Genomic DNA, 24162 nt, shown 5'->3' with positions numbered 1-24162 from the left:
GCAGTCAGGAAGGGCCCCTTCCCAACGCTTTCCGCATGGGAAGGGACCCTTGTTGACGCTTGTCGCTCAGGCCGCGACCGCCACGCTGTCGGCCGGCTCCCGGGCGGGTGCTGTCCGCTTCGGGCGTACGCCGCCGACCACCGCCAGCAGCGAACCGACGAGGGCGTACGTGCCGAGCACCCAGGCCGGCCCCGCGGCACCCGCGCCGTCGAAGAACGCGGTCGCCCGCAGCAGCGATCCGCCGGCCCCGACGGGAAGGAACTGGCCGATGGCGCCCCATGGCTGCGGCAGGAGCTCGGGCGCCGCGCTGACCGCCGACAGCGGGTTGCCGACGAGGAACACGGTCAGCATGCCGAGCGCGATGCCGGGCCGGCCGAGCACCGCACCGAGCCCGGCCACGATGCCGGCGACCGCGGTGGCGAAGAGCCCGATGGCGGCGGCGTTGAGCAGGTAGTCACCGGTCAGCACGCCCAGCCACTGCTGGAGCACGAGCGGGCCGACCAGCCCCGCGAGCACGCCGAACACCAGCACGCCGGTGAACCGCGCCCAGCGGTCGCGGACGAGCAGGGCCAGCGCAGCGCCGGCGGCCAGCGCGGTGAGCGCGAACGGCAGGAACCCGGACGCGAAGCCGGCGCCGCGCGGGTCGTCCGGCGAGCCGGGCACGACGTCGGTGACCGGTGCGTTCATCCCCGCGGCGGCCTGGCCGACCAGCTGGGCCACGGTCGGGCCGGCCCCGCTGGCGGTGTGCACGGCCGGTCCGGACGGGCCGACCACGAAGGCCGCGTAGGCCTGGTTGTCACGCAGGAGCGCGTCGGCGGCGGCCGCGTCCGGCACGCGGGTGATCTCGAACGCGCCCGGCGGCAGGTGGGCGGCGAGCGCGTCGGCGGCGGGCGCCGGGCCGGCGACCACCACCGGCAGGTCCCGCGGGCCGAGGTTGGCGGCGGGTCCGGCGAAGAGCGGGACGAGCAGAGCTTGCGCGACCACGATCCCGACCCCGATCAGGACGGCGGTCACGAGTGGCGGGCGAGCCTGGCGAAGCATGACATCCCCTTTTCTTAAAACGAACGCTCGTTCTTTTATGCGTCGAGCATCCCATCGACGGTTCCCCGCCGTCAATGAACGAGCGTTCGTTTTAGGATGTGCGCCATGCCACGCGTCTCAGCCGCCCACCTCGCCGGACGGCGCCAGCAGATCCTCGACGCCGCCCAGCGGTGCTTCAGCGAGCAGGGCTTCCACGGCACGACGATGGTGCACGTCATCGACGAGGCCGGCCTGTCGGTCGGCGCGGTCTACCGCTACTTCAAGAGCAAGAACGAGCTGATCACCGCGATCGCCGAATCCGTGCTCAGCGAGGCGTCGGCGATGTTCGAGGAGCTCGCGACCGAAGAGCCACCGCTGTCGCCCGTCGAGGCGGTCGAACGGGCGATCCTGTTCGTCGACCGGCGAACCGGCCCGGACGGGCTGATCCGGATCGCCCTGCAGGTCTGGGCCGAAGCGATGCACGACCCGACGCTGGCCGAGTTCGTCGCCGACACTTACGGCCGGATGCGCGGCCACTTCGTGCTGCTGGCCACCCGGTCCCGCGATGCCGGCCAACTGCCGCCCGACACCGACGTGGAGGCGGTCGGCGCCGCCCTGTTCGGCATGGTTCCGGGCTACGCCCTGCAACGCGTGCTGACCGGCGGCCCCGGCCCGGGCGCCTACATGGACGGCGTACGCACGCTCATCCCGTAGCCGAGTTTGTTTCGAGTTTGTTGCTTGACGGCAAGGGCTTGCGCAAGACGCGAAAGACCAGCGGATATCGTGCAGCCATGCGTGCCCGCCTGTCCGACATCGCGCTCCGCGCACGGGTCAGCGAGGCCACCGTCTCCCGCGTGCTCAACGACAAGCCGGGCGTCTCCCCGGACACCCGGGAGTCCGTCCTCGCGGCCCTCGACGCGCTCGGCCTGGAGCGCCCGGCCCGGCTGCGCAGACGCAGCGCGGGCCTGGTCGGCCTGGTGGTGCCCGAGCTGAACAACCCGATCTTCCCGGAGTTCGCGCAGACCATCGAGTCGGCACTGGCCCAGCGCGGCTACACGCTCCTGCTCTGCACCCAGACCCCGGGCGGCGCGACCGAGGACGAGTACGTCGAGATCCTGCTCGACCGCCAGGTCAGCGGCATCGTGTTCGTCTCCGGCCTGCACGCCGACGCCACCGGCGACCCCGAGCGCTATCGCCGGCTGGTCGCCCGTGAGCTGCCCATCGTGCTGGTCAACGGCTTCGTCGACGGGCTGGCCGCGCCGTTCGTCTCACCCGACGAGCAGGCGGCCGCGGAGCTCGCGGTGTCCTATCTCACCAGCCTCGGCCACCGGCGGATCGGGCTGATCAGCGGGCCGGACCGGTTCCTCCCGGTGCGACGCAAGATCGCCGGCTACCGAGCCGCGATGCGGACCCTGGTGAGCGCCGACGACGCTGAGCTCGACGGCCTGATCTCGTTGTCCCTGTTCGGCGTCGAGGGCGGCGAGGCGGCCACCCACCGGCTGCTCGACGCAGGCGTCACCGGCATCGTCTGCGGTTCCGACATGATGGCGCTCGGCGCGATCCGCAGCGTGCGACGCCGCGGGCTGCGGGTCCCGGACGACGTCTCGGTGGTCGGCTACGACGGCTCGCCGCTGATGGCGTTCACCGATCCCCCGCTGACCACGGTCCGTCAGCCGGTCGAGGCGATGGCGGTCGCGGCGGTACGAGCGCTCGTCGACGAGATCGAAGGGCACGCGGCACCCCATTCGGAGTACCTGTTCCGCCCTGAGCTGGTCGTCCGGTCGTCGACCGCGATCGCCAGAACGGCCTGACCCGGTTCCCTTGCGAAGCTTGCGCAAGCCCTGACGGGTCCTTGCAGAGTCAGCCTTTGATCCGGCATGCTTCTCCGGTGCCAACAGAACCGGCGACTTATGCGGATGAAACGGGCGCAACCTGGTGGCGCGACGCGGTCGTCTACCAGGTCTACGTGCGCAGCTTCGCCGACTCGGACGGCGACGGCATCGGCGACCTGGCCGGCCTTCGCGACCGTCTGCCCTACCTTCGCGACCTCGGCGTCGACGCCGTCTGGCTGACGCCGTTCTACCGGTCGCCGATGGTCGACGGCGGCTACGACGTGACCGACTATCGCGAGGTCGACCCGATGTTCGGCGACCTCGCCGACTTCGACGCGATGCTGACCGACGCGCACGCGTACGGCCTGCGCGTGATCATCGATGTCGTTCCCAACCACACCTCCAGCGCGCACCGCTGGTTCCAGGCGGCCCTCGCGGCCGGGCCGGGCTCGCCCGAGCGCGAGCGCTACATCTTCCGCGACGGCCGCGGCCCGGACGGCGCCGAGCCACCCAACGACTGGGAGTCCATCTTCGGCGGCGACGCCTGGACCCGGCTGCCCGACGGCCAGTGGTACCTGCACATCTTCGACCCCGAGCAGCCCGACCTGAACTGGGAGCTGCCCGAGGTGCGCGCCGAGTTCGAGGACATCCTGCGGTTCTGGCTCGACCGGGGTGTCGACGGCTTCCGGGTCGACGTGGCGCACGGCAACATCAAGGCACCCGGCCTGCCCGACGTCGGCTACAGCAGCAAGACCGGCCGCAACCAGCGTCAGAGCCGGCTGCTCGAGGGCACCCGGCTCCCGTACTTCGACCAGGACGGCGTGCACGAGATCTACCGCGTCTGGCGGCGGATCCTCGACAGCTACCCCGGCGGCCGCATGGCGGTCGCCGAGGCCTGGGCGTCCAGCCCAGAACGGCTGGCCCGCTACGTCGGCCCCGACGAGCTGCACCAGGTCTTCAACTTCGACTTCCTGCACGCCACCTGGTCCGTCGACTCGTTCCGCAAGGTGATCGACACCGCGCTGGCCGAGGCGACGCTGGTCGGCGCGCCCACGACCTGGGTGCTGTCCAACCACGACAAGCAACGGCACGTCACGCGGTACGGCGGCGGCGCGCTCGGCCTGCGCCGGGCTCGGGCCGCGGCCCTACTGATGCTCGCCCTGCCCGGCGTCGCCTACCTCTACCAGGGTGAGGAGCTCGGCCTGGACGAGGTCCTCGACCTACCCGACGAGCTGCGCCAGGATCCGGCGTTCCGGCGCACCGGGGAGAGCCGCGACGGCTGCCGGGTGCCGCTGCCCTGGTCCGGCGAGGCGGCCCCGTTCGGGTTCGGCCCGGCCGGCGCGTGGCTGCCGGCGCCCGCCACCTGGACCGCGCACACCGTGGCCACGCAGGAGGGCGACCCCGGCTCGACGCTGGAGCTCTACCGGGCGGCCCTGCGGCTGCGCCGGTCCGAGCCCGCGCTGGGCGGCGGCGAGCTGACGTGGACCGAGGCCGAACCGGGCGTGCTCGCGTTCCGCCGGGGCGAGCTGGCCTGCGTGGTCAACCTCGGCGGCGAGCCGGTCGACGTGCGCCGCTACGGCACGCCCATCGTCGCCAGCGAGCCCTTCGACGGAGATTTTCTGCCCGTTGACGCGGCGGCATGGTTGAAACCGGTGGCGTTGGGGTAACCCGTTACGTACGAGGCCCCTGTGGTGGGGGTGTGGTGGGTACGGTGCCCCGGCGTCGACTTCGGTCCGCCGGGGCACCACCGCGTTCAGGGGTTGTCGGCCCTGGGTGCCGTGAGCTTGGCGGCGATCCGGCCCCAGCCGGCCATCACCTGGTCCGGGGTGGGCGGAGCGGCCGCGTAGCCCTCCTCGTCCTCACCGAAGGCGTCGCCGTCCTCGTCCTCGAGGTCCAGGTCGTCCAGCGATCCGTCGGCCGGGCGGTCGTCGCGGAAGGCCGAGATTCGGGCGGCCTCGATCTCACCGCGGATCTCCTCCGCCGAGATGTGCGGCATGCAGGGCTCGACGACGGCCATGAGCTCCTCGTCGGCGACTATCGACTGGGCCAGGGCCAGCGCGTGCGGGCGCTCGTACGGCCCGCTCACCACCGGCTCCCACTCCTCGTCGTCGCCCAGCGGGCCGAACGTGATGATCCATGGCAGCTCGTGTAGCGGCGAGTCGTCGGGCAGCCGCAAGGTCACCAGTGCACCCATCCGACCATCATGCGCTGCCGGCCGCTCCTGGGTGTCCGTTCTCCGGGTCATCTTCGTCATGGTCGACCGGCGAGACCGTGTGCGGCGGGAACGGCTCCGGCGGGGCGGCACCCAGATCGCGCACGGTGCCGTGGGTGTCGGTGGCGGCCACGGCGGCGGCCCAGATCAGGATCTGGTTGTAGAGGTACAGGTAGATCAACAACCCGACCGGACCGACCAGGGCGTACGCCGCGTTGTCGCGCACCCAGTTCACGTAGAGCCGACCGACCGAGTTGAGCACGGTCAGGCCGCCGCCGACCATGATCAGCGGGATCACCAGGCGGCGTGGGCTCATCCGGATCCGCGGGATCGCGCACAGCAGGGCGAAGGCGATCACCAGGTTGACCAGCACGGTCAGGAAGTACGTGAGCGCCATCAACCAGGTGCCACCGTCGCCGATCCCCCAGACGAGCAGGGTCTTGAGCCCGTCGACGGCACCGACCGAGACGATCAACATGACCAGGACGATGATCAGCACGCCGACGTCGATGATCCGGCGGACGACCAGGTTGCCGGGTTGCTGCTGGAAGCCGTGCACCAGTCGCTGCGAGGACCGGATCGCCTCGACCCAGCCGATGCCGGTGAAGACCAGGCCGACCAGGCCGACGATGCCGATCGGGCGCCCGGTGGTCTGCACGCCGGATACCGCGTCCTCGACGTTGTTGATGTCGAGGAACGGCAGGTTGTCGGTGAGGAAGCTGACGACCGCCTCGTTGACCTGGCCGTTGTTGAGCACGAAGCCGAAGACCGCGTAGCCGACCAGGGCGAAGGCGAAGATCGCGAAGAAGCCGTAGTACGCGATCGCCGCGGCCAGCCGGCCGCCCAGCACGTAGCCGAAGCGGTCGGCGGTGCGGTAGAAGTGGTCGAACGCACCCGAGCGGGCTCGCGCACGGTCGAGGCCCCGGTTGATGCTGGCCTCGAGCCGTGCGAAGACGTTCACACGGGACATTCTTGCGGATCTAGCCGATCCGCGGTGGCAGGCGTCAGGCGCCGCGGCTCGGGAAGAAGCCCACCCGCTCGTACGCCGTGGCCAGCGTCGCCGAGGCCACCACCCGGGCCTTGTCGGCGCCCATGGCGAGGAGCTTGTCGAGCTGAGCCGGATCGTCCAGGTAGGCCTTCGTGCGCTCCTGGATCGGCTTGACGAACTCGGCCACCACCTCGCCGAGCTCCTTCTTCAGATCGCCGTAGCCCCGGCCCTCGAACGCCGCCACCAGCTCGTCGATCGACTTGCCGGCCAGCACCGAGTACATGGTGAGCAGGTTGGAGACGCCCGGCTTGGTGGCCGGGTCGTAGACGATCTCCCGGCCGGTGTCGGTGACCGCCGAGCGGATCTTCTTCGCCGACCTGGCCGGGTCGTCGAGCAGCTCGATGATGCCGGCGGGCGAGGACGACGACTTCGACATCTTCGCGGTCGGCTCCTGCAGGTCGGTGATCTTCGCGGTGTCGCGCACGATGAACGGCGCCGGCAGCGTGAAGGTCTTGCCGAACTGGGTGTTGAACCGCCCGGCCAGGTCGCGGGTCAGCTCGAGGTGCTGGCGCTGGTCCTCGCCGACCGGCACCGCGTCGGCCTGGTAGAGCAGGATGTCCGCGGCCTGGAGGATCGGGTACGTGAACAGGCCGACGCTGGCCCGGTCCGCGCCCTGCTTCGCCGACTTGTCCTTGAACTGCACCATCCGGCTGGCCTCGCCGAAGCCCGTGATGCAGCTCAGCACCCAGGCCAGCATCGGGTGCTCGGGCACCTGCGACTGCACGAACAGGGTGCAGCGCTCGGGGTCGAGGCCGAGCGCGAGGAGCTGCGCGGCGGAGGCCCGGGTGCGTGCCCGCAGCACCGCCGGGTCGTGGCCCGCCGTGATCGCGTGCAGGTCGACCACGCAGTAGAAGGCGTCGTGCGTCTCCTGCAACGCCACCCACTGCCGGATCGCGCCGAGGTAGTTCCCCATGTGGAAGGAGTCGGCGGTCGGCTGGATCCCGGAAAGGACCCGGGGCCGGGCGGCGTTCGGGGTGGCGTCGGACATGCCGGCAATTCTGCCAGCCCTCTCGGGGAACCCCGGCAGCCCCTCGGAACTCGTACGGTGTGGCCAGAACCGGAAGGACGGCGATTGGCGCACGACGAGGGTGCACGGGTGACCCGCGACCGGGGCGAGCAGGCGATGGAGGAGCTCTACCACGCCTGCTATCGCCGCCTGGTCGCGCAGGTCTACGCGTTCACCACCGACCTGACGGAGGCACAGGACGTGGTGCAGGAGGCATTCGCCCGGGCGCTGGCCCGGCCGCGGGGTCTCGCCGACGTGGACAACCCGGAGGCGTGGCTGCGCACGGTCGCGGTCAACGTGGTCCGGCGCCGCTGGCGGCGGCGCAAGCTGTTGGACGCGATCCTGCTCCGCGACCGCCCGATCGCGCGGATGGTGGAGGCGGCACCCGGCCCCGAGCGCGCGGACCTGCGCGCCGCCCTGGCCGCGCTGCCGGCCAGCTTCCGCGAGGTGGTGGTGCTGCACTACTACGCCGACCTGCCGGTCGAGGAGGTGGCCGCCGTGCTCGGCGTGCCCACCGGCACGGTCAAGTCACGCCTGTCCCGGGCGCGCACGGCGCTGGCCGGCCTGCTGGACGGCTATCGGACGGAGGTGACCCGTGCCCGATCTTGAAACCAAGCTCGCCCGGTCCCGCTCGGCCCTGCTCGACGAAATCGAGCAGCCACCGCTGGCGGTCGTCCGCCGGCGCGCGACCCGGATCCGCCGCCGACGGGCCGCGGCCGCCGGCGCCACCGCGCTCGCCGTGCTCGGCGTCGTCGGCCTGGCCGCCCGGCCCTGGCAGCACGACGGCCCACCCAGTGTCACCGCGACGGACCCGCCGCCCATCGCGCCGGTCTACCGGGGCGGCGGCATCGAGATCGTCGGCCTCTCCCCCGCACCGGTCTACGGCCTGGACGGCGAGATCGCCGAGGTGGAGTTCGCCGACCGGGACAACGGCTTCGCGGCCGCCGGCTGCGTGCCGCGCTGCCCGGAGCTAGCCCGGACCACCGACGGTGGGCTGTCCTGGCAGCGGGCCACCGTCACACCGACGGGCAGTGGACCCGTCGACCTGGTCGCCTTCCCGGGCGGCCACTGGCTGCTGGACGGCGACCTTGACCGGTCGTCCGCGGACGGGTCCAGCTGGCAGATCGTCAACAACCCGGTGGAGTCGGAGCAGGCCGAGATCGGGCCGGACCAACTGCCCAGGGTCGAGCAGCCGGGCGGCCAGGTGGTCGTGTGGAGCTGGGACCGTGGGCGGCTCGGGGACCTGCGCAACCAGCCCCAGCTGTCGACGGCCCGCTGGGTCGCGCCGGCACCGACCGCCGACGGAGCCTGGTGGGTCGGCGGTCTGGTCGGCACCAGCCCCGCCGTGTCGGTCAGCCGGGACTCCGGCCGCAGTTGGACGACGACGACGCTGCCGGCCCCGGCCGACCCGACGGACTCGGTGACCGTCAGCACGCTGGGGACCGAGGCCTACGCGGTGGCCCACAACGAGGCCGGCCAGGTGCTCGGGATCTACCACTCGACCGACGACGGCAAGCACTTCACCGCGACGTTGCTGGCCTCCGGCGGGGAGCCGGCACCGTTCACCGGCGACTTGGTGCCGCTGCTCGACGGCCGCCTGCTGGCCCTGCATCCCAACGGGAAGCCGGGCTCGTGGTGGGTAAGCGACGACGAGGGCCGGACCTTCGACCCGATCGACGACCTGCCGCAGGCCAGTGCGATCCGGCGCACGTACGCGGGCTATGTCGTCTACGGGCTCTTCAGCGGCAGCTGGGCCGCGTTCTCCCACGACGGCACCAACTGGCAGAAGCTCCAGGTCAACTAGTCGCGTGCGGTGGCCGACTCACGGGTGGGCAGCATCGGCATCGGGATGGTGGCGATCACCTGGGCGGGCTCGGCGGCCGGTTGCGGTGGGGCGGCGTGGATGGCGACCCGGGCGACCCGGCGGCCGTCGAGCTCGAGCACCCGCAGCACCCATCCCTCGTCGCCGGGGACATAGGCCTCGTCGCCGACCTCGGGCACCCGGCCGAGGCTGGCCATCACGTAACCGCCGACCGTCTCGTACGGGCCGGGCGGCAGGTCGAAGCCAGCACGCTCGGCGAAGTCCGCGAGGTTGAGGCGGCCGTCGAGATCGGACGGACGGCCGGGCATGGGATCCGGCTCGACGTCGTACTCGTCGTGGATCTCGCCGACCACCTCTTCGATGAGGTCCTCGAGGGTGACGATGCCGGCGGTGCCGCCGTACTCGTCGATCACCACCGCCAGGTGGTGCCGCTCGCGGCGCATCTCGGTAAGCGCGACCAGCACCCGCTTGCTCGCCGGAATCCGCTTCACCTCGCGGGTCAGCTCGCCGATGGTCAGGCGGCCGTCGCCGTCCGGGCGGATCAGCAGGTCGCGCAGGTGCACGAAGCCGACCACGTCGTCCTGCGTGCCGTCGACCACGGGATAGCGGGTGTGGGTCTCGAGCCGGACGCGTTCGGCGACCTCGGTCAGCGTCTGCCGCGCGGACAGGAACGTGACCTCGGTGCGGGGCCGCATCACCTCGCGCACCATGGTGTCGCGCGCCACCAGCACCTCGTCGATGATCCGGCGTTCGACCGGGTCCAGGCGGGTGCTGGCGGCGACCAGGTCACGCAGGTCGGCCTCGCTGATCTGCTCACGCCCCGCCGACGGGTCGGCGCCGAGCGCCGCGGTCAGGCCATCGGCCGTCCGCACGACGAGGCGGGCCAGACGCCGGGCGACCGGGCCGGGATTGCGTTGGGGACGCCCCGTCGGAAAGCGCCGACGGGGCCCGGCTGTGCCGGGTTGGTCCTGCATGAAGCGATCGTAGACACGTCCTGCTCGTCCCGCCGAACGGTTGTGATGGGATGCAGGCCATGAGCGACGTCCCCTCCCGCGCGGCCGCGGGCTTCTCATCCGCTTTCGGCGCCGAACCGGCCGGGCTGTGGGCCGCGCCCGGACGCGTCAACCTCATCGGTGAGCACACCGACTACAACGACGGTTTTGTGCTCCCCTTCGCACTCCCGCACCGGGTGGTGGTCGCGGCGGCGGCCCGGCCCGAGCCGCAGTGGCGCGTGTGGTCCGAGCAGACCGGCGAGACGGTCGAGTTCGGCGCGGCGGAGGCCGACGATCCCGGGCGCGTCGAGGGCTGGGCCGGTTACGTCGCCGGCGTGGTGTGGACCCTGCGATCCAAGGGGTACGAGGTGCCGGGCGCGGACCTGGCCGTCGCCTCCGACGTGCCGGCCGGCGCCGGGCTCTCGTCGTCGGCCGCGCTCGAGTCGGCCGTGCTGACCGCCCTGGCCGACCTAGGCGGCCTCGACGTGCCGGTCGAGGACCGGCCGGCGCTGGCGCAGCGGGCCGAGAACGACTACGTCGGCATGCCCTGCGGGATCATGGACCAGTCCGCCTCGATCCGCGCGGTCGACGGGCACGCGCTCTTCCTCGACTGCCGTTCGCTGGCCATCGAACAGATCCCGTTCGACGTCGCCGCGTCCGGGCTGGCCGTGCTGGTCGTCGACACCCGGGCACCGCACCGGCACGCCGGCGGAGAGTACGCCTCGCGGCGGCGCGCCTGCGAGGAGGCGGCTGCCACGCTCGGTGTGCCCGCGCTGCGCGACGTCGAGGACCTCGACGCGGCGCTGGCCGCGCTGTCCGACGAGGTGATGCGCCGTCGGGTGCGGCACGTGGTCACCGAGAACCAGCGGGTGCTGGACACGGTCGCCCTGCTCCGGGCCGGCCGGGTGCGCGAGATCGGCCCGCTGCTGACGGCCTCGCACGCCTCGATGCGCGACGACTTCGAGATCACGGTGCCGGAGGTCGACCTCGCGGTGTCGACGGCGCTGACCGCGGGTGCGTACGGCGCCCGGATGACCGGTGGCGGCTTCGGCGGCTGCGTGCTGGCGCTGGTCGACGCGGCCGACACGGAGCGGGTGGCCGCCGCGGTCGCCGCCGCCTACGCCGGGCGGGGCTTCACCGAGCCGGTCTGGTTCGCCGCCCGCCCGGGTGCCGGGGCGGAACGCGTCGGGTGACCGCCGCGCGGCGGATCCCCCTCACCTTGGCCGTCCTCGCGGTCACGGCGGCGTTCAGCCTGTCGCAGTTCGCCTTCCCGGCTGTGCTGACGACGCTGCAACGGACGCCCGCGATCCGGGACGGCCAGGTGTGGCGGCTTTTCACGTCGCTGCTGGTGCAGGACGGCGGCTGGTTCGGCACGATCTCGAACCTGCTGTTCCTGCTCCTGATCGGGGCCTTGGCCGAGCTCACCGTGCGCCGCTGGCTCTGGGCAACGTGCTACTTCGGCTGCGGCCTGGCGGCCGAGGGCATCGCGCTGGCCTGGCAACCTTTCGGCGGCGGCAACTCCATCGCGATCTGCGGGCTGGCCGGCGCCCTGACGGTCGCGCTGCTTACCCGCCCCTTGCGCCCGTCCGCCGCCTGGCGGGCGGACGCCACCGACCCGGAGCTCCGCCCGCGCCACCTCTGGCTGCCGGCGGGCGTGGCCTGGTGGTCGGTCGCGATTCTCGGCACGGCCTCGGAAACAGCCCTCTACATCGGTGCCGCCGGAGGAGCGGCCGTGCAGATCGCTCTGGTCATGGGCGGCGAACAGGGCCGCGGCAACCGCACCTTGGGCAAGATCGTCGCGGTGGCCGCGTTGGGGGTGGGCACAGCTCTGACGGCGCTACGCAACATCCACGGCCCACCGCTGCTGCTGGGCGCGATCCTCGCTGTCGCGGCCACCCGCCGCCCCGGCTGAGCCCGCCGGGCGGCCTACCGCGGGGTGGTCCGGCAGACCCTCGACGGTGCCGTCGCCGCGCTGGGCCCAGCCGCCGACGGGCTCGCGGCCGCACCGCCCATACCACCTAGCCCAACCCGCACGACCACGAGCAACGCGGCAACCCGCCGCCCCGGCCGCGGCCCGAGCCCACGCGACCACCCGCCGCCGGGACTGGCCAACGCGGACCTGGCAGCGGAGCGAAGCGGAGCGGTCCCTCGCGGGAGGAACGGTCCGCACCACCGCGAACCCGAGTAATGATCGTCTTTGAATCGATCGCTCAGCTGGCTTCGACGATCATGCCGGCGGCAACGGTGCGGTTGGTGGTTTCGTCAATGAGGATGAATCCACCCGTCGTGCGGTTGCGGCGGTATTCGTCGGCGAGCAGGGGTGCTGTGGTGCGCAGCTTCAACCGGCCGATCTCGTTCAGCTTCAGCTCGCCGGCTTCCTCGTCGCGGTGCAGGGAGTTGACGTCGAGCCGGTAGTGCAGGCCGCGAACGACCGCCCGCACCGACCGCGTCGTGTGCTTCAACGAATACTTCCCACCGACCCGCAGCGGCCGGCTTTCGTCGAGCCAGCAGACCATGGCCTCGATGTCCTGGGCTACCGCCGGCGCGTTGTTGGGTCGGCAGATCAGGTCGCCGCGGGAGATGTCGATCTCGTCTTCCAGGCGCACGGTCACCGACATCGGCGGGAACGCCTCGGCCACGGGCCCGTCGGCGGTGTCGATGCCGGCGATCCGGCTGGTGAGGCCCGACGGCAGCACCATCACCTCGTCGCCGGGCTTGAGCACGCCGGAGGCGACCTGGCCCGCATATCCCCGGTAGTCGGTGACCGTGGTCGACTGCGGCCGGATCACGTACTGCACCGGGAAGCGCACGTCGACCAGGTTGCGGTCGGAGGCGATGTGCACGTGCTCCAGGTGGTGCAGCAGCGACGGGCCCTCGTACCAGGGCATGTTCTCGGAGCGCGAAGCGATGTTGTCGCCCTTGAGCGCCGAGATCGGGATCACCGAGAGGTCGGGCGCCTCGAGCTTGGCGGCGAACGCGGTGAACTCGTCTGCGATCTGGTCGAAGACCTCCTGCGACCAGTCGACCAGGTCCATCTTGTTGACGCACAGCACCAGGTGCGGCACCCGCAGCAGGGAGCAGAGGAACGCGTGCCGGCGCGACTGCTCGACCAGGCCCTTGCGCGCGTCGACCAGGATCAGCGCGAGGTCGGCGGTGGACGCTCCGGTCACCATGTTGCGGGTGTACTGGATGTGCCCCGGCGTGTCGGCGATGATGAACTTCCGCCGCGGCGTCGCGAAGTAGCGGTACGCGACGTCGATCGTGATGCCCTGCTCGCGCTCGGCCCGCAGGCCGTCGGTGAGCAGCGCCAGGTTGGTGTATTCGTCGCCGCGAGCCGCGCTGACCGCCTCGACGGCCGCGAGCTGGTCGGTGAACAGCGACTTGGTGTCGTAGAGCAGGCGGCCGATCAGGGTCGACTTGCCGTCGTCGACGCTGCCCGCGGTGGCGAACCGGAGCAGGTCCATGGCGCGCTGCTCGCTGGCAGCGATCGTCGGTGCCGACATCAGAAGTAGCCCTCCCGCTTGCGGTCTTCCATCGCGGCCTCGCTGACCCGGTCGTCGCCGCGGGTCGCCCCGCGCTCGGTGATCCGGGTGGCGGCCACTTCGTCGATCACCTTTTCGACGGTGTCCGCGCTGGACTCGACCGCCGCGGTGCAGGAGGCGTCACCGACAGTCCGGTAGCGCACCTTCGCGGTGAACGGCTGCTCGTTGCCGCGCGGTGCGATGAACTCGTTGACCGCGTAGAGCATGCCGTCGCGGGAGATCACCGTGCGCTCGTGCGCGTAGTAGATCGACGGCAGGTCGAGCCGCTCCTGCGCGATGTAGTGCCAGACGTCCAGCTCGGTCCAGTTGGACAGCGGGAACACCCGGATCGACTCGCCCGTGTGGTGGCGGCCGTTGTAGAGCGACCAGAGCTCGGGCCGCTGGTTCTTGGGGTCCCACTGGCCGAACTCGTCGCGGAAGCTGAACACCCGCTCCTTGGCGCGGGCCTTCTCCTCGTCACGCCGGGCGCCGCCGAAGAGCGCGTCGAAGCGGTACTTCTCGACCGCGTCGAGCAGCACCGGCGTCTGGATCCGGTTGCGGGTGCCGTCGCTCGGCTCGACCACGAGTCCCGACTCGAGCGCCTCGGGCACGCTGGCCACCACCAGGTGCAGACCGAGCTCGGCAACCCGGCGGTCGCGGTACGTCAGCACCTCGGGGAAGTTGTGGCCGGTGTCGACGTGCATGACCGGGAACGGGATGCGCGCCGGGGCGAAGGCCTTCTCGGCGAGCCGGAGCATCACGATCGAGTCCTTGCCGCCCGAGAAGAGCAGCACGGGGCGCTCCAGCTCGGCGACGACCTCGCGCATGACGAAGATGCTCTCCGCCTCGAGCGCCGCGAGGTGGGAGACCCGGTAAGCCGGCGGCATGGAACCCCTTCGGATTGTCTAGTAGTTCACTAGGTTTTTCCCGAGCGAGCTTACCCCGGGATGTGCTGCCGCAGCGCCGCGAGCAACCGTGGTGCGAGATCCTTCCGGCAGACCACCACGTCCGGGAGCCGGGGATCGGTCTCGTTGTATTTCAGCGCGGATCCATCGATCCGGGAAGCGTGCAGGCCAGTGGCCGTCGCCACAGCTACCGGCGCGGCGGAGTCCCACTCGTACTGACCGCCGCCGTGCACGTAGGCGTCGACCTCGCCACCGACCACTGCGGCGATCTTCACGCCGGCCGAGCCCATCGGCACCAACTCGGCGTCCAGGTCCTCGGCGAGTCCGTGCAGGAAGGCAGGCGGGCGGCTCCGGCTGGCGGCCAGCCGCAGCCGCGGGTGCGGACCCATCGGCGGGTACGCGGGCGGAAAGTCGGTCGCCAACGTCCGGTGCTGGGCGGGGATCGCGACCGCGCCGGCGAGCAGCTTGTGCGGGCTCGTGCCGCGCCGGCCCCAGAGCGCGATGTGCACCGCCCAGTCGTCGCGGCCCTCCTCGCTGAACTCGCGCGTGCCGTCGAGCGGGTCGACGATCCAGACCCGGTCGGCGGCCAGCCGGTCGGTGCCGGTGCCGCGAGCGTCCCGGTCCTCCTCGGAGAGCACCGCGTCCGCCGGCCGCCAACGGGCGAGCTCCGTGCGGATCAGCTCGTGTGACAGCTTGTCACCGGCCGCCTTCAAGGCGTGCGGATCAGCGAAGCCGACCTCGTCCCGGGTGCGCAGCAGCAGGTCCCCGGCGCGCCCGGCCAGCCAGCGGGCGAACGCGCCGTCAATCACCGGCGGAGTCATGAGGGGGTCTCTCCTAGATCGGTCAGTAGGCGCCGCTCGGGCGCACGACGGCGGCCAGGGTACGCATCAGGATCACCAGGTCCAGGGAGAGCGACCAGTTCTCCACATAGCGCAGGTCCAAGCGGACCGCCTCCTCCCACGACAGGTCGGACCGGCCCGACACCTGCCACAGCCCGGTCATCCCGGGCTTGACCGCCAGCCGGCGTCGCACGTCGTCGGCGTACTGCGCGACCTCGTGCGGCAGCGGGGGCCGCGGTCCCACCAGCGACATCTGGCCGAGCAGCACGTTGAACAGCTGGGGTAGCTCGTCGAGCGAGAACCGGCGCAGCCGGCGCCCCACCGGGGTGATCCGCGGGTCGTTGCGGATCTTGAACAGGACGCCGTCGTGCTCGTTGAGGTGTCGCAGCTCCGCCAGCCGCGCCTCCGCGTCGAGGTACATGCTGCGGAACTTGTAGATCAGGAACTCCCGGCCGTCGCGACCGGTGCGTACCTGTCGGAAGAGTACCGGGCCTTTGGAGTCGATTCGGATGCAGAGGGCGACGACCAACAGCACGGGTGACAGCAGCGCCACCAGCACCGCCGCGCCCAGCCGATCGACGACCTCCTTCACGAGCCGGGCCGCGCCCTCCAGCCGGGGGTGCTCCACGTGCAGCATCGGCAGGCCGTCGACCGGCCGGATCGTGGTGCGGTCGCCGGCCACGTCGATCAGCGCGTTGGCCAGGATCAGGTCGATATCGTCGCGCTCCAGCCGCCAGGCCAGCCGGCGGAGGGTCTGCCCGTCGATCTCGGGGCAGGACAGCACGATCACGGTGTCGGCGCCCGACGCGTCGACCGCGTGCGCGACGTCGTCGAAGGTCCCGAGCACCGGGAGGCCGATGTCGCCGTCGTGCTGGGGCGGCAGGCAGGCGCCGACCACCTCGAGCCCGTGGTAGCGCTCGCGGCACAGCTGGCGGGCGAGGTGGATGACGGCGAGCTCGTGCCCGACCACGATCACCCGCCGCAGGCAGTCACCCCGCTTGCGGGCGCGGTGCAGGCGTTTGCGCAGGCCGAACCGGACCGCGACGGTGGCGAAGGTGGCGGCCGGCAGGGCGATCAGCACGTACGAGCGGGCCAGCTGGATCTCCAGCGCGTAGGAGACCATCGCGACGCCCGCGATCAGCCCGAGCCCCGCCCGGATCACCCGCTGGTACTCGTCGGTGCCGACGAACAGGAACCTCGCCTCGTACGCCCGGGCCAGCCCGACCGACGCCACCAGCGCGAGCGGCAGCACCGCGGACAGCACCAGATAGTCCTGGTTGTAACTCGTGACCCCGTCACCGAAGCGCAGCTTGAAGGCGAGCCCGCCGGCGGCGGCGCCGACAAGGAGATCGGCGACCAGCAGGGTACGCAGGTAGCGCGACTCCCACGCGGCCCGGCGGGACAGGGCGGCGTGCCGGCCGGGGATCCGGCGCAGCAGGGAGCGGCGCGGTGGAGCCGCGGGGGCACGCGGGTGCGGCGCGCGGCGCTCCAACTCCCCGCCGGGGGCGGCGCCGCGCTCCAGCTCGGCGGCGCGGGCGGCGCCGCGCTCCAGCTCGCCGCGGCGCGGCGCGGTGCGCGTGTCGCGGTCGACGGCCGCGGGCTGGTGGGTCGCGCTCGGGCTGACCTCGGCGCCGCGCGACGCGGTGTACGTGTCTCGGTCGACCTCGGCGGCGCGTGGCGTGGTGCGCGTGCCGGTCCGGACCGGGCGTTGCGGCTGGACGGCGACTCGCTCACGGGCGTCGAGGCCGCGTTCCATCAGGTCGCGCACCGCCGCCGGATCGAACCGCCCACGTTCCATCCGCGCCTCCCCGGTTGTGCCGCCTAAGACACAACGGGCGGAACCGGGCAGGCGATACGCCCTTGATCAGGATCCGTTATATGCGTTTTGTGCCCATTCAACGCCCTTGCTGGAGACCGCCTCCGCGACGTCCGCGGCCCGGTCCACCAGGAACTCGAGCTCCTTGCGCTCGGTGGCGGAGAAGTCGTTGAGCACGTAGTCGGCCGGGTCCTGCCGGCCCGGCGGCCGGCCGATGCCGAACCGCACCCGGGCGTAGTCCTTGGTGCCCAGCGACTTCGACATCGAGCGCAGGCCGTTGTGGCCGCCCTCGCCGCCGCCGATCTTCGCCCGGATCTGCCCGTACGGGATGTCCAGCTCGTCGTGCACCGCGATGATCTGCTCCGGCGGCACCTTGTAGAACTGGGCCAGCGCGACCGCGGGCCCCCCGGAGAGGTTCATGTAGGTCAGCGGCTTGACCAGCACGAGGCGAGGCCCGCCGAAGCCGAGCCGCCCCTCGGCGACGTCCGCGACCGCGCGGCGGTGTCGGCCGAACTTCGCGCCGATCCGCTCGGCGATCAGGTCGACGACCATGAAGCCCACGTTGTGCCGGTTCTTGGCGTACTCCTTGCCAGGGTTGCCAAGACCGACCACGAGGAAGGGCGCTGTCGCTTCCACGCTCTCAATTCTCCCCAGGGACACAACCAGTTAGCGAAAGGCCCCTCCCGGTCGTGCCGGAAGGGGCCTTTGTCGCGCAGACCAAATCGTGCTCAGGAGGCGGCGGCAGCCGGCTCCTCGGAGGCCGCGGCCTCACCCTCGGCCGCTTCCTCGCCCTCGGCGGCCGCTTCGCCCTCAGCGGTCTCGCCCTCGAGCGCCTCGGCGCTCGGCGCGACGCTGATCACGGCGATGGTGGTCTCCGGGTCGGCGATGAGCTCGGTGCCGTCCGGCAGGGTGACGTCGCCGGCAGTGATCTTGGAGCCGGCCTCGAGGCCCTCGATGGAGACCTCGAAGTGGTCCGGCAGGCGGGTCGCGTCGGCGCTGACCGACAGCGTGTCGCTCTCGTGCACGACCAGGGTGCCGGGCGCCGCCTCGCCGAGGAGCTGCACCGGGATGTCGACGGTGACCTTCTCGCCACGGCGGACGAGCAGCAGGTCGATGTGCTCGAAGGTGTCCTTCACCGGGTCACGCTGGATCGCCTTCGGCAGGGCCAGGGCCTGCGTGCCGTCGCTGATCTCCAGCGCGAAGAGCTGGTTGGCGCCACCGTGGCGGATCGCCGCGGCGAACTCACGGGCGGGCACCGCGATGTGCTTGGGCTTCTCGCCGTGGCCGTAGAGGACGGCGGGCACCAGGCCGGCACGGCGCGTGCGGCGGGCACCACCCTTGCCGAACTCGGTGCGGGGCTCGGCGGCGATCTTTACCTCGGACACGGGAAAACTCCTGGATCTTGGTCTGGGCTGCGTGCAAGCGGCGGCGGTGCCGGGCGAAGGAGGCGCGCGGGCTGGCCCGGACACCGCGTCGATGACGGCGCCCGTGGCTGCAATTGAGAACCAGCTGGGTCACCCTCGCCGTGGCAACCTCAATACTCTACCGGACCGGCGGGGCACCTTACCGCCGGGGCCGCCCTATCTAGCTCAACCCGCCGAAGGCGGGTTGAGCCCTAGCTCAACCCGGCTCTGCTAACTAAGACCGCCGAACAATGTCGTAACGGACCCGTCGTCGAAGACCTCGCGAATGGCGCGGGCCAGCAGCGGCGCGATCGACAGCGACGTGATCTTGTCGAGGCGCTTCTCCGGCGGGAGCGGCAGCGTGTTGGTGACCACGACCTCGCTGATCCGGCTGTTCTTGAGCCGCTCGGTCGCCGGGTCGGAGAGCAGCGCGTGGGTGGCCGCGACCACCACGTCGGCGGCACCGCTGTCGTGCAGGATCTCGGCGGCCTTGCAGATCGTGCTGCCGGTGTCGATCATGTCGTCGACGATCAGGCAGACCCGGCCCTCGACGTCACCGACGACCCGGTTGGCGACCACCTGGTTGGGCTTGAGCGGGTCACGGGTCTTGTGGATGAAGGCCAGCGGGCAGCCGCCCAGCCGGTCGGTCCAGCGCTCGGCCACGCGGACGCGGCCCGAGTCCGGGGCGACCACGGTCATCGGGCGGCCGGCGTACTTGCGCTCGACGTAACCCGCCAGGATGTCCATCGCGAACAGGTGGTCGACCGGGCCGTCGAAGAACCCCTGGATCTGGGCGGTGTGCAGGTCGACGGTGAGGATCCGGTTGGCGCCAGCCTGCTTGAGCAGGTCGGCGACCAGCCGCGCGGAGATCGGCTCGCGACCGCGGTGCTTCTTGTCCTGCCGGGCGTACGGGTAGAAGGGCAGGACGACGGTGATCCGCTTGGCCGAGCCACGCTTGAGCGCGTCGACCATGATCAGCGTTTCCATCACCCACTTGTTGACGCCCTCACCGGCGGACTGCACGACGAAGGCGTCGGAGCCCCGGACGGACTCGCGGTAGCGGACGAAGATCTCGCCGTTGGCGAACTCGTAGGCGTCGGTCGGCGTCGGCGCCACGCCGAGCACCTCGCCGATCTCGTTGACCAGCTCGGGAAACCCCCGGCCGGAGAAGAGCATCAGGCTCTTGCGGTTTTCGGCGACGATGCTGCCCATGGGTGAGGCGCTCCGTGAGTTCGGCGGATGTTTACTCGCTTGAAGTATCACCCGGAGCGTCGGCGGCGGCATGACCGTCTTCGGTCACGTGCAGTTGGTCACGTGCTTGCCTGGCCGCTTCGGCCGCAGCTGTGCCCGGACGTCGGGATTCGACCCATCCCTCGAAGATCCGCTGCTGACCGCCGGAAACGGACAATGCACCCGGAGGTACGTCGCGACGGACCACCGTGCCGGCGCCGGTGTAGGCACCGTCGCCGACCTCGACCGGCGCCACGAACATGTTGTCGGAGCCGGTGCGGGCGTGGCTGCCGATGACCGTGCGGTGCTTCTTGACGCCGTCGTAGTTGACGAACACCGATGCCGCGCCGATGTTGCTGTGCTCGCCGATCGTGGCGTCGCCGACGTACGACAGGTGCGGCACCTTGGAGCCCTTGCCGATCTCGGAGTTCTTGGTCTCCACGAACGTGCCGACCTTCGACTTCTCCGCGAGGCGGCTGCCGGGGCGCAGGTACGCGTACGGGCCGACGCTCGCGCCCGGGCCGACCTCGGCCTGCACGGCGTGCGCCCGGAGCACGGTGGCGCCGGCCTCCACGATCGTGTCGATCAGCGTCGTGTCCGGCCCGACGACGGCGCCGGGGCCGACCCGGGTCGCGCCGCGCAGCTGGGTGTTCTGGTCGATCATCGCGTCGCGCTCGACCGTCGCCGTCACGTCGATCCAGGTGGTGGCCGGGTCGAGGATGGTGACACCGGAGCGCATCAGGTCGGCGTTGACCCGGTCGCGCAGGCGCGCCCGCAGGCCGGCCAGCTCGACCCGGTCGTTGCAGCCCAACGTCTCCTGCGCGTCGTCCGCGATGTGCACCGCGACCGGTTCACCGGCGGCGGCGAGCAGGCCGAGCACGTCGGTCAGGTATTCCTCGCCCTGGTCGTTGTCGCTGGTCAGCTTGGCCAGCGAGGCGCGCAGCAGGCGGGCGTCGAACGCGTAGATGCCGGCGTTGATCTCGCGGATCGCCTTCTCCGCCGGGCTCGCGTCGCGCTCCTCGACGATGCGCTCGAGGCCACCGGTCTCGTCACGGATGATCCGGCCAAGCCCGGTCGGGTCGGCGATCTCGGCGGTGAGCACGGTCGCGGCGGCGCCGGCGCTCTCGTGCGCGGCGACCAGCGCCTCGACCGTCGCGCCGCGCAGCAGGGGCACGTCGCCGTTGAGCACCACGACCGTGCCGGTCGCGTCGGGCACCGCGTCGAGCGCGATGCGCACCGCGTGGCCGGTGCCGTGCTGCTCCGCCTGGAGCACCGCGGTCGCGTGCGGCGCGACCTCGGCGAGGTGTGCCTCGACCTGGTCCGCGGCGTGCCCGACGACGACCAGCGTGCGCTCGGCGCCGACGGACGCGGCCGCCTCCAGGACGTGGCCGACGATGGTGCGGCCGAGCAGCGGATGCAGCATCTTCGACAGAGCCGATTTCATCCGTTTTCCCTCACCCGCGGCGAGGATGACAACGGTGCGGGCTTCGGTCACGAGGGGGCTCCCGTCGGACGGCGGTCAGCGTGCGGCCTCATGGTAGTCGGGCACACGCTCGGGGATTCGTGGTCATCCGAAAGAGCGCCCGTCGGCGTCGCGACCCGGGAAGAGCTGGGACGCCTGGATTCGAACCAGGACCTTCCGGATTCAAAGTCCGGCGGGCTGCCGTTACCCCACGTCCCATCAAGCCGGGTAAGCCTAGCCTGTCGCGCTCTTTCAGACACACGGTGACAGGTTCCCCCGCAGGAGTTAGCCCAACCTAAATAATGCGTTGCACCAGGTGCTAACTACGGGTCCGTAAGTTACGGTGACGTAAGCGTAACTTTTTGATCACCCCACCCGCTGCGAGGTGCCATGACCACCATCACCGCGACTACTCCCGACCAGACGAAGACATCCACCGGCCCGAAGCCACTCACCGAGGGCAAGCAGCCGATCGGAGTGCTCGTCGCACTCTGGTTCTTCGTCGTCCTGCCGTTCCTCGCGGTGCTGGCGGCCATCCCGGTCGCCGCCGTGGGCGGTTGGCTGTCGTGGACCGACGCGGCGATCGCGCTGGTCCTCTACGTCGTCTCGGGACTCGGCATCACGGTGGGTTTCCACCGCTACTTCACGCACGGCTCGTTCAAGGCGAAGCGCTGGCTGCGGGTGACCCTCGCGGTGGCCGGTTCGTTCGCGATCGAGGGCAACGTGATCCAGTGGGTCGCCGACCACCGGCGGCACCACGCGTTCTCCGACCAGGAGGGCGATCCGCACTCGCCGTGGCGCTTCGGGGGTGGCGTCTGGGGCTTGACCAAGGGCCTGTTCTTCGCGCACGTGGGTTGGCTGTTCTCCCGCGAGTTGGGCAACCGGGCGCGCTTCGCGCCGGACCTGATGGCCGACAAGGCGATCGCCCGGGTCGACCGGCTCTTCCCGCTGCTCGTCGTGATCTCCACGCTCTCGCCGGCGCTGGTCGGTGGCCTCGTCACCATGTCCTGGACGGGCGCCCTGACCGCGTTCTTCTGGGCCGGCCTGGTCCGGATCGCGGTCCTGCACCACGTCACCTGGTCGATCAACTCGGTCTGCCACGTCTACGGCGAGCGCCCGTTCGAGGTGCGCCAGGGCGACAAGGCCAGCAACTTCTGGCCGCTGGCGATCCTGTCCTTCGGCGAGAGCTGGCACAACCTGCACCACGCCGACCCGACCTCGGCCCGCCACGGCGTCCTGAAGGGCCAGATCGACATCTCGGCCCGCACGATCTGGCTCTTCGAGAAGGTCGGCGCCGCGTACGACGTGCGCTGGCCCAAGCCCGAGCGGATCGCCGCGAAGCTCGTCAAGACGAACGCCTGATCTGATGGCCGTCCCGGTGCGGGTCAGCGGCTCGCACCGGGCGGCTGGCAGGATGCACGAGTGGTAGCCGACCCGACCAACCCGGCGGGCGGCCGGTCCCGTGTCCGGATGTCCGCGGCCCAGCGTCGTGAGCAACTGATCACGATCGGGCGTCAGCTCTTCGCGGAGCGTGGCTTCGACGCCACCTCGATCGAAGAGGTGGCCGCACGGGCCAAGGTCTCCAAACCAGTTGTCTACGAGCACTTCGGTGGCAAGGAGGGCCTCTACGCGGTCGTCGTCGACCGCGAGGTGCGCTCCCTGCTGGACCGGATCACCAACGCGTTGACCGCCGGGCACCCGCGCGAGCTGCTCGAGCAGGCGGCTCTCGCCCTGCTGGACTACATCGAGCAGGAGACCGACGGTTTCCGCGTGCTGGTGCGCGAGTCGCCGTTGATGTCGTCGACCGGCAACTTCAGCAGCGTGCTCAACGACCTGGCGCACCAGGCCGAGCACATCCTGGGTGCCGAGTTCAAGTCCCGAGGCTTCGACCCGAAGCTGGCCGAGCTCTACTCGCAGGCGCTGGTGGGCATGGTCGCGCTGACCGGCCGCTGGTGGCTGGAGGTGCGCAAGCCCCGCAAGGACGTGGTTGCCAGCCACCTGGTCAACCTCGCCTGGAACGGCCTGTCGCACCTGGAGTCCAAGCCGGGCCTCGTGGTCAAGGAGCGCTAGCGCCGGGGCGCGGCCCGCGGTGCCGAGGTGGTCTTGAAGGCCTGTTCGCTCCGCGCCCGCTCCGGGCTCCCGGTCTTGTCGTACATGCCGGCCAGCAGCAGCACCAGGCCGAAGATCAGCGACACGACCGCGGTCGAGACCGAGAAGTTCAGGAAGTTCGCCGGGGTCTGCATGAAGGCCACCATGTAGATCCCGGTGACCATGAAGACGACCGCGCCGGCGAGGTTCGTGTAGTGCCCGACGTTGCCGCCGATCAGGTTGGCGACCATTACGATCAGACCCCAGACCACCGAGGCGATCGCGAACGCCAGGTTGGTACGCAGCCCCAGTGCCCAGTTGCTCTCCCGAGCGAACAGCGTCTCGCCGACCGTCTTGGTCAGCGAGACGCAGCCGAAGATCAGGATGTACGTGCCGGTGAGCCCCGCCAGCGTCCGGTAGAGCGGCCGGAGCGGGTGGTTGAGCGGGAAGTGCGCCATGCCCCAATTGTGGGGCTAAGCCGCTTTCTTCGGGCTCAGAACTCCAGACGGGCCCGCTGCCACGCCTGGTGCTCGTCCACCGAGCCGACCTTGCCGTACATCGCGGCCAGCAGCAGGATCTGGCCCAGCAACATCATCACGATGCTGGTCGCCAGGGTGTGGCCGAGGTAGTTGGCGTCGGTGCGCAGGGTCGCCAGCGTGGCCAGGCCCAGCGCCATCAGCACCCAGCCGAAGACCCGGTTGACCACCACGTCGATGTTGCGGCCAACGATGGCGCCGATCACCACGATCGCCCCGACCACCAGGCTGATCAGCGCGTTGGCCAGGTTGCTGCCCTGGCCGAGGACCCGCCCGGCGTCCTGGGTGAACAGGCCGTCGCCGCCGGTGGTGGCCACGCCGATGCCGCCGAAGACGACCAGGTAGAGCCCGATCAGCCCGGCCAGCACCCGGTAGGTCGAGCGCGCGGGGTGGTTGATGGGGTTGTGCATGGTCCGTCTGCCTCCAGCGC

24 protein-coding genes and 1 tRNA gene are annotated in these 24162 nt (G+C 71.2%); 9 read left to right on the top strand and 16 right to left on the bottom strand.

Annotated elements, in window-relative coordinates; genetic code table 11:
• Nucleotides 1–66: 66 nt before the first annotated feature.
• Nucleotides 67–1041, bottom strand: coding sequence for a hypothetical protein (locus AB0J88_RS02545; protein ID WP_364355799.1), 975 nt, complete (start codon nucleotides 1039–1041; stop codon nucleotides 67–69).
• Nucleotides 1042–1146: 105 nt separating this feature from the next.
• Between AB0J88_RS02545 and AB0J88_RS02540 the strand changes: the two genes are divergently transcribed.
• From AB0J88_RS02540 to AB0J88_RS02530, 3 genes are all read left to right on the top strand, one after another.
• The gene (locus AB0J88_RS02540) at nucleotides 1147–1734 is read left to right on the top strand and encodes a TetR/AcrR family transcriptional regulator (protein WP_364355802.1); all 588 of its coding nucleotides are present in this window, start codon (nucleotides 1147–1149) and stop codon (nucleotides 1732–1734) included.
• A 77-nt stretch (nucleotides 1735–1811) separates the two neighbouring features.
• Nucleotides 1812–2831 (top strand): LacI family DNA-binding transcriptional regulator, encoded by a 1020-nt coding sequence (locus tag AB0J88_RS02535; RefSeq protein WP_364355805.1) that lies wholly within the window; start codon nucleotides 1812–1814, stop codon nucleotides 2829–2831.
• Nucleotides 2832–2908: 77 nt separating this feature from the next.
• A complete protein-coding gene (locus tag AB0J88_RS02530) occupies nucleotides 2909–4519 on the top strand; it encodes a glycoside hydrolase family 13 protein (protein WP_364355808.1) in 1611 nt (536 codons plus the stop codon).
• An 86-nt stretch (nucleotides 4520–4605) separates the two neighbouring features.
• On the opposite strand, the gene AB0J88_RS02525 is transcribed toward AB0J88_RS02530, so the two are convergent.
• The 3 genes from AB0J88_RS02525 to trpS are packed head-to-tail and all read right to left on the bottom strand — an operon-like array spanning nucleotide 4606 to nucleotide 7100.
• Nucleotides 4606–5046, bottom strand: a complete 441-nt coding sequence (locus AB0J88_RS02525; RefSeq protein ID WP_364355811.1) for a hypothetical protein — start codon at nucleotides 5044–5046, stop codon at nucleotides 4606–4608.
• Between the two features lie 7 nt (nucleotides 5047–5053).
• A complete protein-coding gene (locus AB0J88_RS02520; protein ID WP_364355814.1) occupies nucleotides 5054–6025 on the bottom strand; it encodes a YihY/virulence factor BrkB family protein in 972 nt (323 codons plus the stop codon).
• Between the two features lie 43 nt (nucleotides 6026–6068).
• On the bottom strand, nucleotides 6069–7100 hold the full coding sequence (gene trpS, locus AB0J88_RS02515; protein ID WP_364355817.1) for a tryptophan--tRNA ligase: 1032 nt from the start codon (nucleotides 7098–7100) through the stop codon (nucleotides 6069–6071).
• Nucleotides 7101–7208: 108 nt separating this feature from the next.
• On the opposite strand from trpS, the gene AB0J88_RS02510 reads away from it, so the two are divergent.
• Both AB0J88_RS02510 and AB0J88_RS02505 read left to right on the top strand, forming a co-directional pair.
• On the top strand, nucleotides 7209–7727 hold the full coding sequence (locus AB0J88_RS02510; protein ID WP_364355820.1) for a SigE family RNA polymerase sigma factor: 519 nt from the start codon (nucleotides 7209–7211) through the stop codon (nucleotides 7725–7727).
• The gene (locus AB0J88_RS02505) at nucleotides 7714–8922 is read left to right on the top strand and encodes a sialidase family protein (protein WP_364355823.1); all 1209 of its coding nucleotides are present in this window, start codon (nucleotides 7714–7716) and stop codon (nucleotides 8920–8922) included. Before AB0J88_RS02510 ends, AB0J88_RS02505 begins: the two co-directional genes overlap by 14 nt.
• Here the strand turns inward: AB0J88_RS02505 and AB0J88_RS02500 are convergent.
• Entirely contained in the window at nucleotides 8919–9914 is a 996-nt protein-coding gene (locus AB0J88_RS02500) for a hemolysin family protein (RefSeq protein ID WP_364355826.1), read from the bottom strand. The genes AB0J88_RS02505 and AB0J88_RS02500 overlap by 4 nt on opposite strands.
• A 50-nt stretch (nucleotides 9915–9964) precedes the next feature.
• On the opposite strand from AB0J88_RS02500, the gene galK reads away from it, so the two are divergent.
• Nucleotides 9965–11125, top strand: a complete 1161-nt coding sequence (gene galK, locus AB0J88_RS02495; protein WP_364355829.1) for a galactokinase — start codon at nucleotides 9965–9967, stop codon at nucleotides 11123–11125.
• Nucleotides 11122–11844 (top strand): rhomboid family intramembrane serine protease, encoded by a 723-nt coding sequence (locus tag AB0J88_RS02490; protein WP_364355832.1) that lies wholly within the window; start codon nucleotides 11122–11124, stop codon nucleotides 11842–11844. Before galK ends, AB0J88_RS02490 begins: the two co-directional genes overlap by 4 nt.
• A 298-nt stretch (nucleotides 11845–12142) precedes the next feature.
• Here AB0J88_RS02490 and AB0J88_RS02485 read toward each other — a convergent pair whose 3' ends face one another.
• The 9 genes from AB0J88_RS02485 to AB0J88_RS02445 form a co-directional block, all read right to left on the bottom strand.
• Nucleotides 12143–13435 carry a GTP-binding protein gene (locus tag AB0J88_RS02485; RefSeq protein WP_364355835.1) on the bottom strand — a complete coding sequence of 431 codons (1293 nt, stop codon included), beginning with the start codon at nucleotides 13433–13435 and terminating at the stop codon, nucleotides 12143–12145.
• Nucleotides 13435–14340, bottom strand: a complete 906-nt coding sequence (gene cysD / locus AB0J88_RS02480) for a sulfate adenylyltransferase subunit CysD (protein WP_364355838.1) — start codon at nucleotides 14338–14340, stop codon at nucleotides 13435–13437. The genes AB0J88_RS02485 and cysD overlap by 1 nt, the downstream gene beginning before the upstream one ends.
• A 50-nt stretch (nucleotides 14341–14390) precedes the next feature.
• Entirely contained in the window at nucleotides 14391–15179 is a 789-nt protein-coding gene (locus tag AB0J88_RS02475) for an inositol monophosphatase family protein (RefSeq protein WP_364355841.1), read from the bottom strand.
• A 22-nt stretch (nucleotides 15180–15201) separates the two neighbouring features.
• Nucleotides 15202–16995, bottom strand: coding sequence for a sugar transferase (locus AB0J88_RS02470; RefSeq protein WP_364355844.1), 1794 nt, complete (start codon nucleotides 16993–16995; stop codon nucleotides 15202–15204).
• 66 nt (nucleotides 16996–17061) lie between these two features.
• Entirely contained in the window at nucleotides 17062–17649 is a 588-nt protein-coding gene (gene pth, locus AB0J88_RS02465) for an aminoacyl-tRNA hydrolase (protein ID WP_364355847.1), read from the bottom strand.
• 92 nt (nucleotides 17650–17741) lie between these two features.
• Nucleotides 17742–18398 carry a 50S ribosomal protein L25/general stress protein Ctc gene (locus AB0J88_RS02460; protein WP_364355850.1) on the bottom strand — a complete coding sequence of 219 codons (657 nt, stop codon included), beginning with the start codon at nucleotides 18396–18398 and terminating at the stop codon, nucleotides 17742–17744.
• Between the two features lie 249 nt (nucleotides 18399–18647).
• Nucleotides 18648–19628 carry a ribose-phosphate diphosphokinase gene (locus AB0J88_RS02455; protein WP_089247354.1) on the bottom strand — a complete coding sequence of 327 codons (981 nt, stop codon included), beginning with the start codon at nucleotides 19626–19628 and terminating at the stop codon, nucleotides 18648–18650.
• A 31-nt stretch (nucleotides 19629–19659) separates the two neighbouring features.
• On the bottom strand, nucleotides 19660–21141 hold the full coding sequence (gene glmU / locus AB0J88_RS02450) for a bifunctional UDP-N-acetylglucosamine diphosphorylase/glucosamine-1-phosphate N-acetyltransferase GlmU (protein WP_364355853.1): 1482 nt from the start codon (nucleotides 21139–21141) through the stop codon (nucleotides 19660–19662).
• A gap of 114 nt (nucleotides 21142–21255) precedes the next feature.
• Nucleotides 21256–21327 (bottom strand) — tRNA-Gln (locus tag AB0J88_RS02445).
• Nucleotides 21328–21498: 171 nt separating this feature from the next.
• On the opposite strand from AB0J88_RS02445, the gene AB0J88_RS02440 reads away from it, so the two are divergent.
• Complete coding sequence (locus AB0J88_RS02440) at nucleotides 21499–22470, top strand: acyl-CoA desaturase (protein ID WP_364355856.1); 972 nt, start codon at nucleotides 21499–21501, stop codon at nucleotides 22468–22470.
• Between the two features lie 108 nt (nucleotides 22471–22578).
• A complete protein-coding gene (locus AB0J88_RS02435; RefSeq protein ID WP_364355973.1) occupies nucleotides 22579–23178 on the top strand; it encodes a TetR/AcrR family transcriptional regulator in 600 nt (199 codons plus the stop codon).
• Here AB0J88_RS02435 and AB0J88_RS02430 read toward each other — a convergent pair.
• Both AB0J88_RS02430 and AB0J88_RS02425 read right to left on the bottom strand, forming a co-directional pair.
• A complete protein-coding gene (locus tag AB0J88_RS02430; protein WP_364355859.1) occupies nucleotides 23175–23654 on the bottom strand; it encodes a DUF4383 domain-containing protein in 480 nt (159 codons plus the stop codon). The genes AB0J88_RS02435 and AB0J88_RS02430 overlap by 4 nt on opposite strands.
• 35 nt (nucleotides 23655–23689) lie before the next feature.
• Nucleotides 23690–24142 carry a DUF4383 domain-containing protein gene (locus tag AB0J88_RS02425; protein ID WP_364355862.1) on the bottom strand — a complete coding sequence of 151 codons (453 nt, stop codon included), beginning with the start codon at nucleotides 24140–24142 and terminating at the stop codon, nucleotides 23690–23692.
• Nucleotides 24143–24162 lie beyond the last annotated feature (20 nt).

It is taken from the genome of Asanoa sp. NPDC049475 (genome assembly GCF_040676915.1).
Classification (GTDB): domain Bacteria; phylum Actinomycetota; class Actinomycetes; order Mycobacteriales; family Micromonosporaceae; genus Asanoa.
Note: the sequence above shows the minus strand (reverse complement) of the source record. Positions and strands in the feature narration are given on the sequence as shown.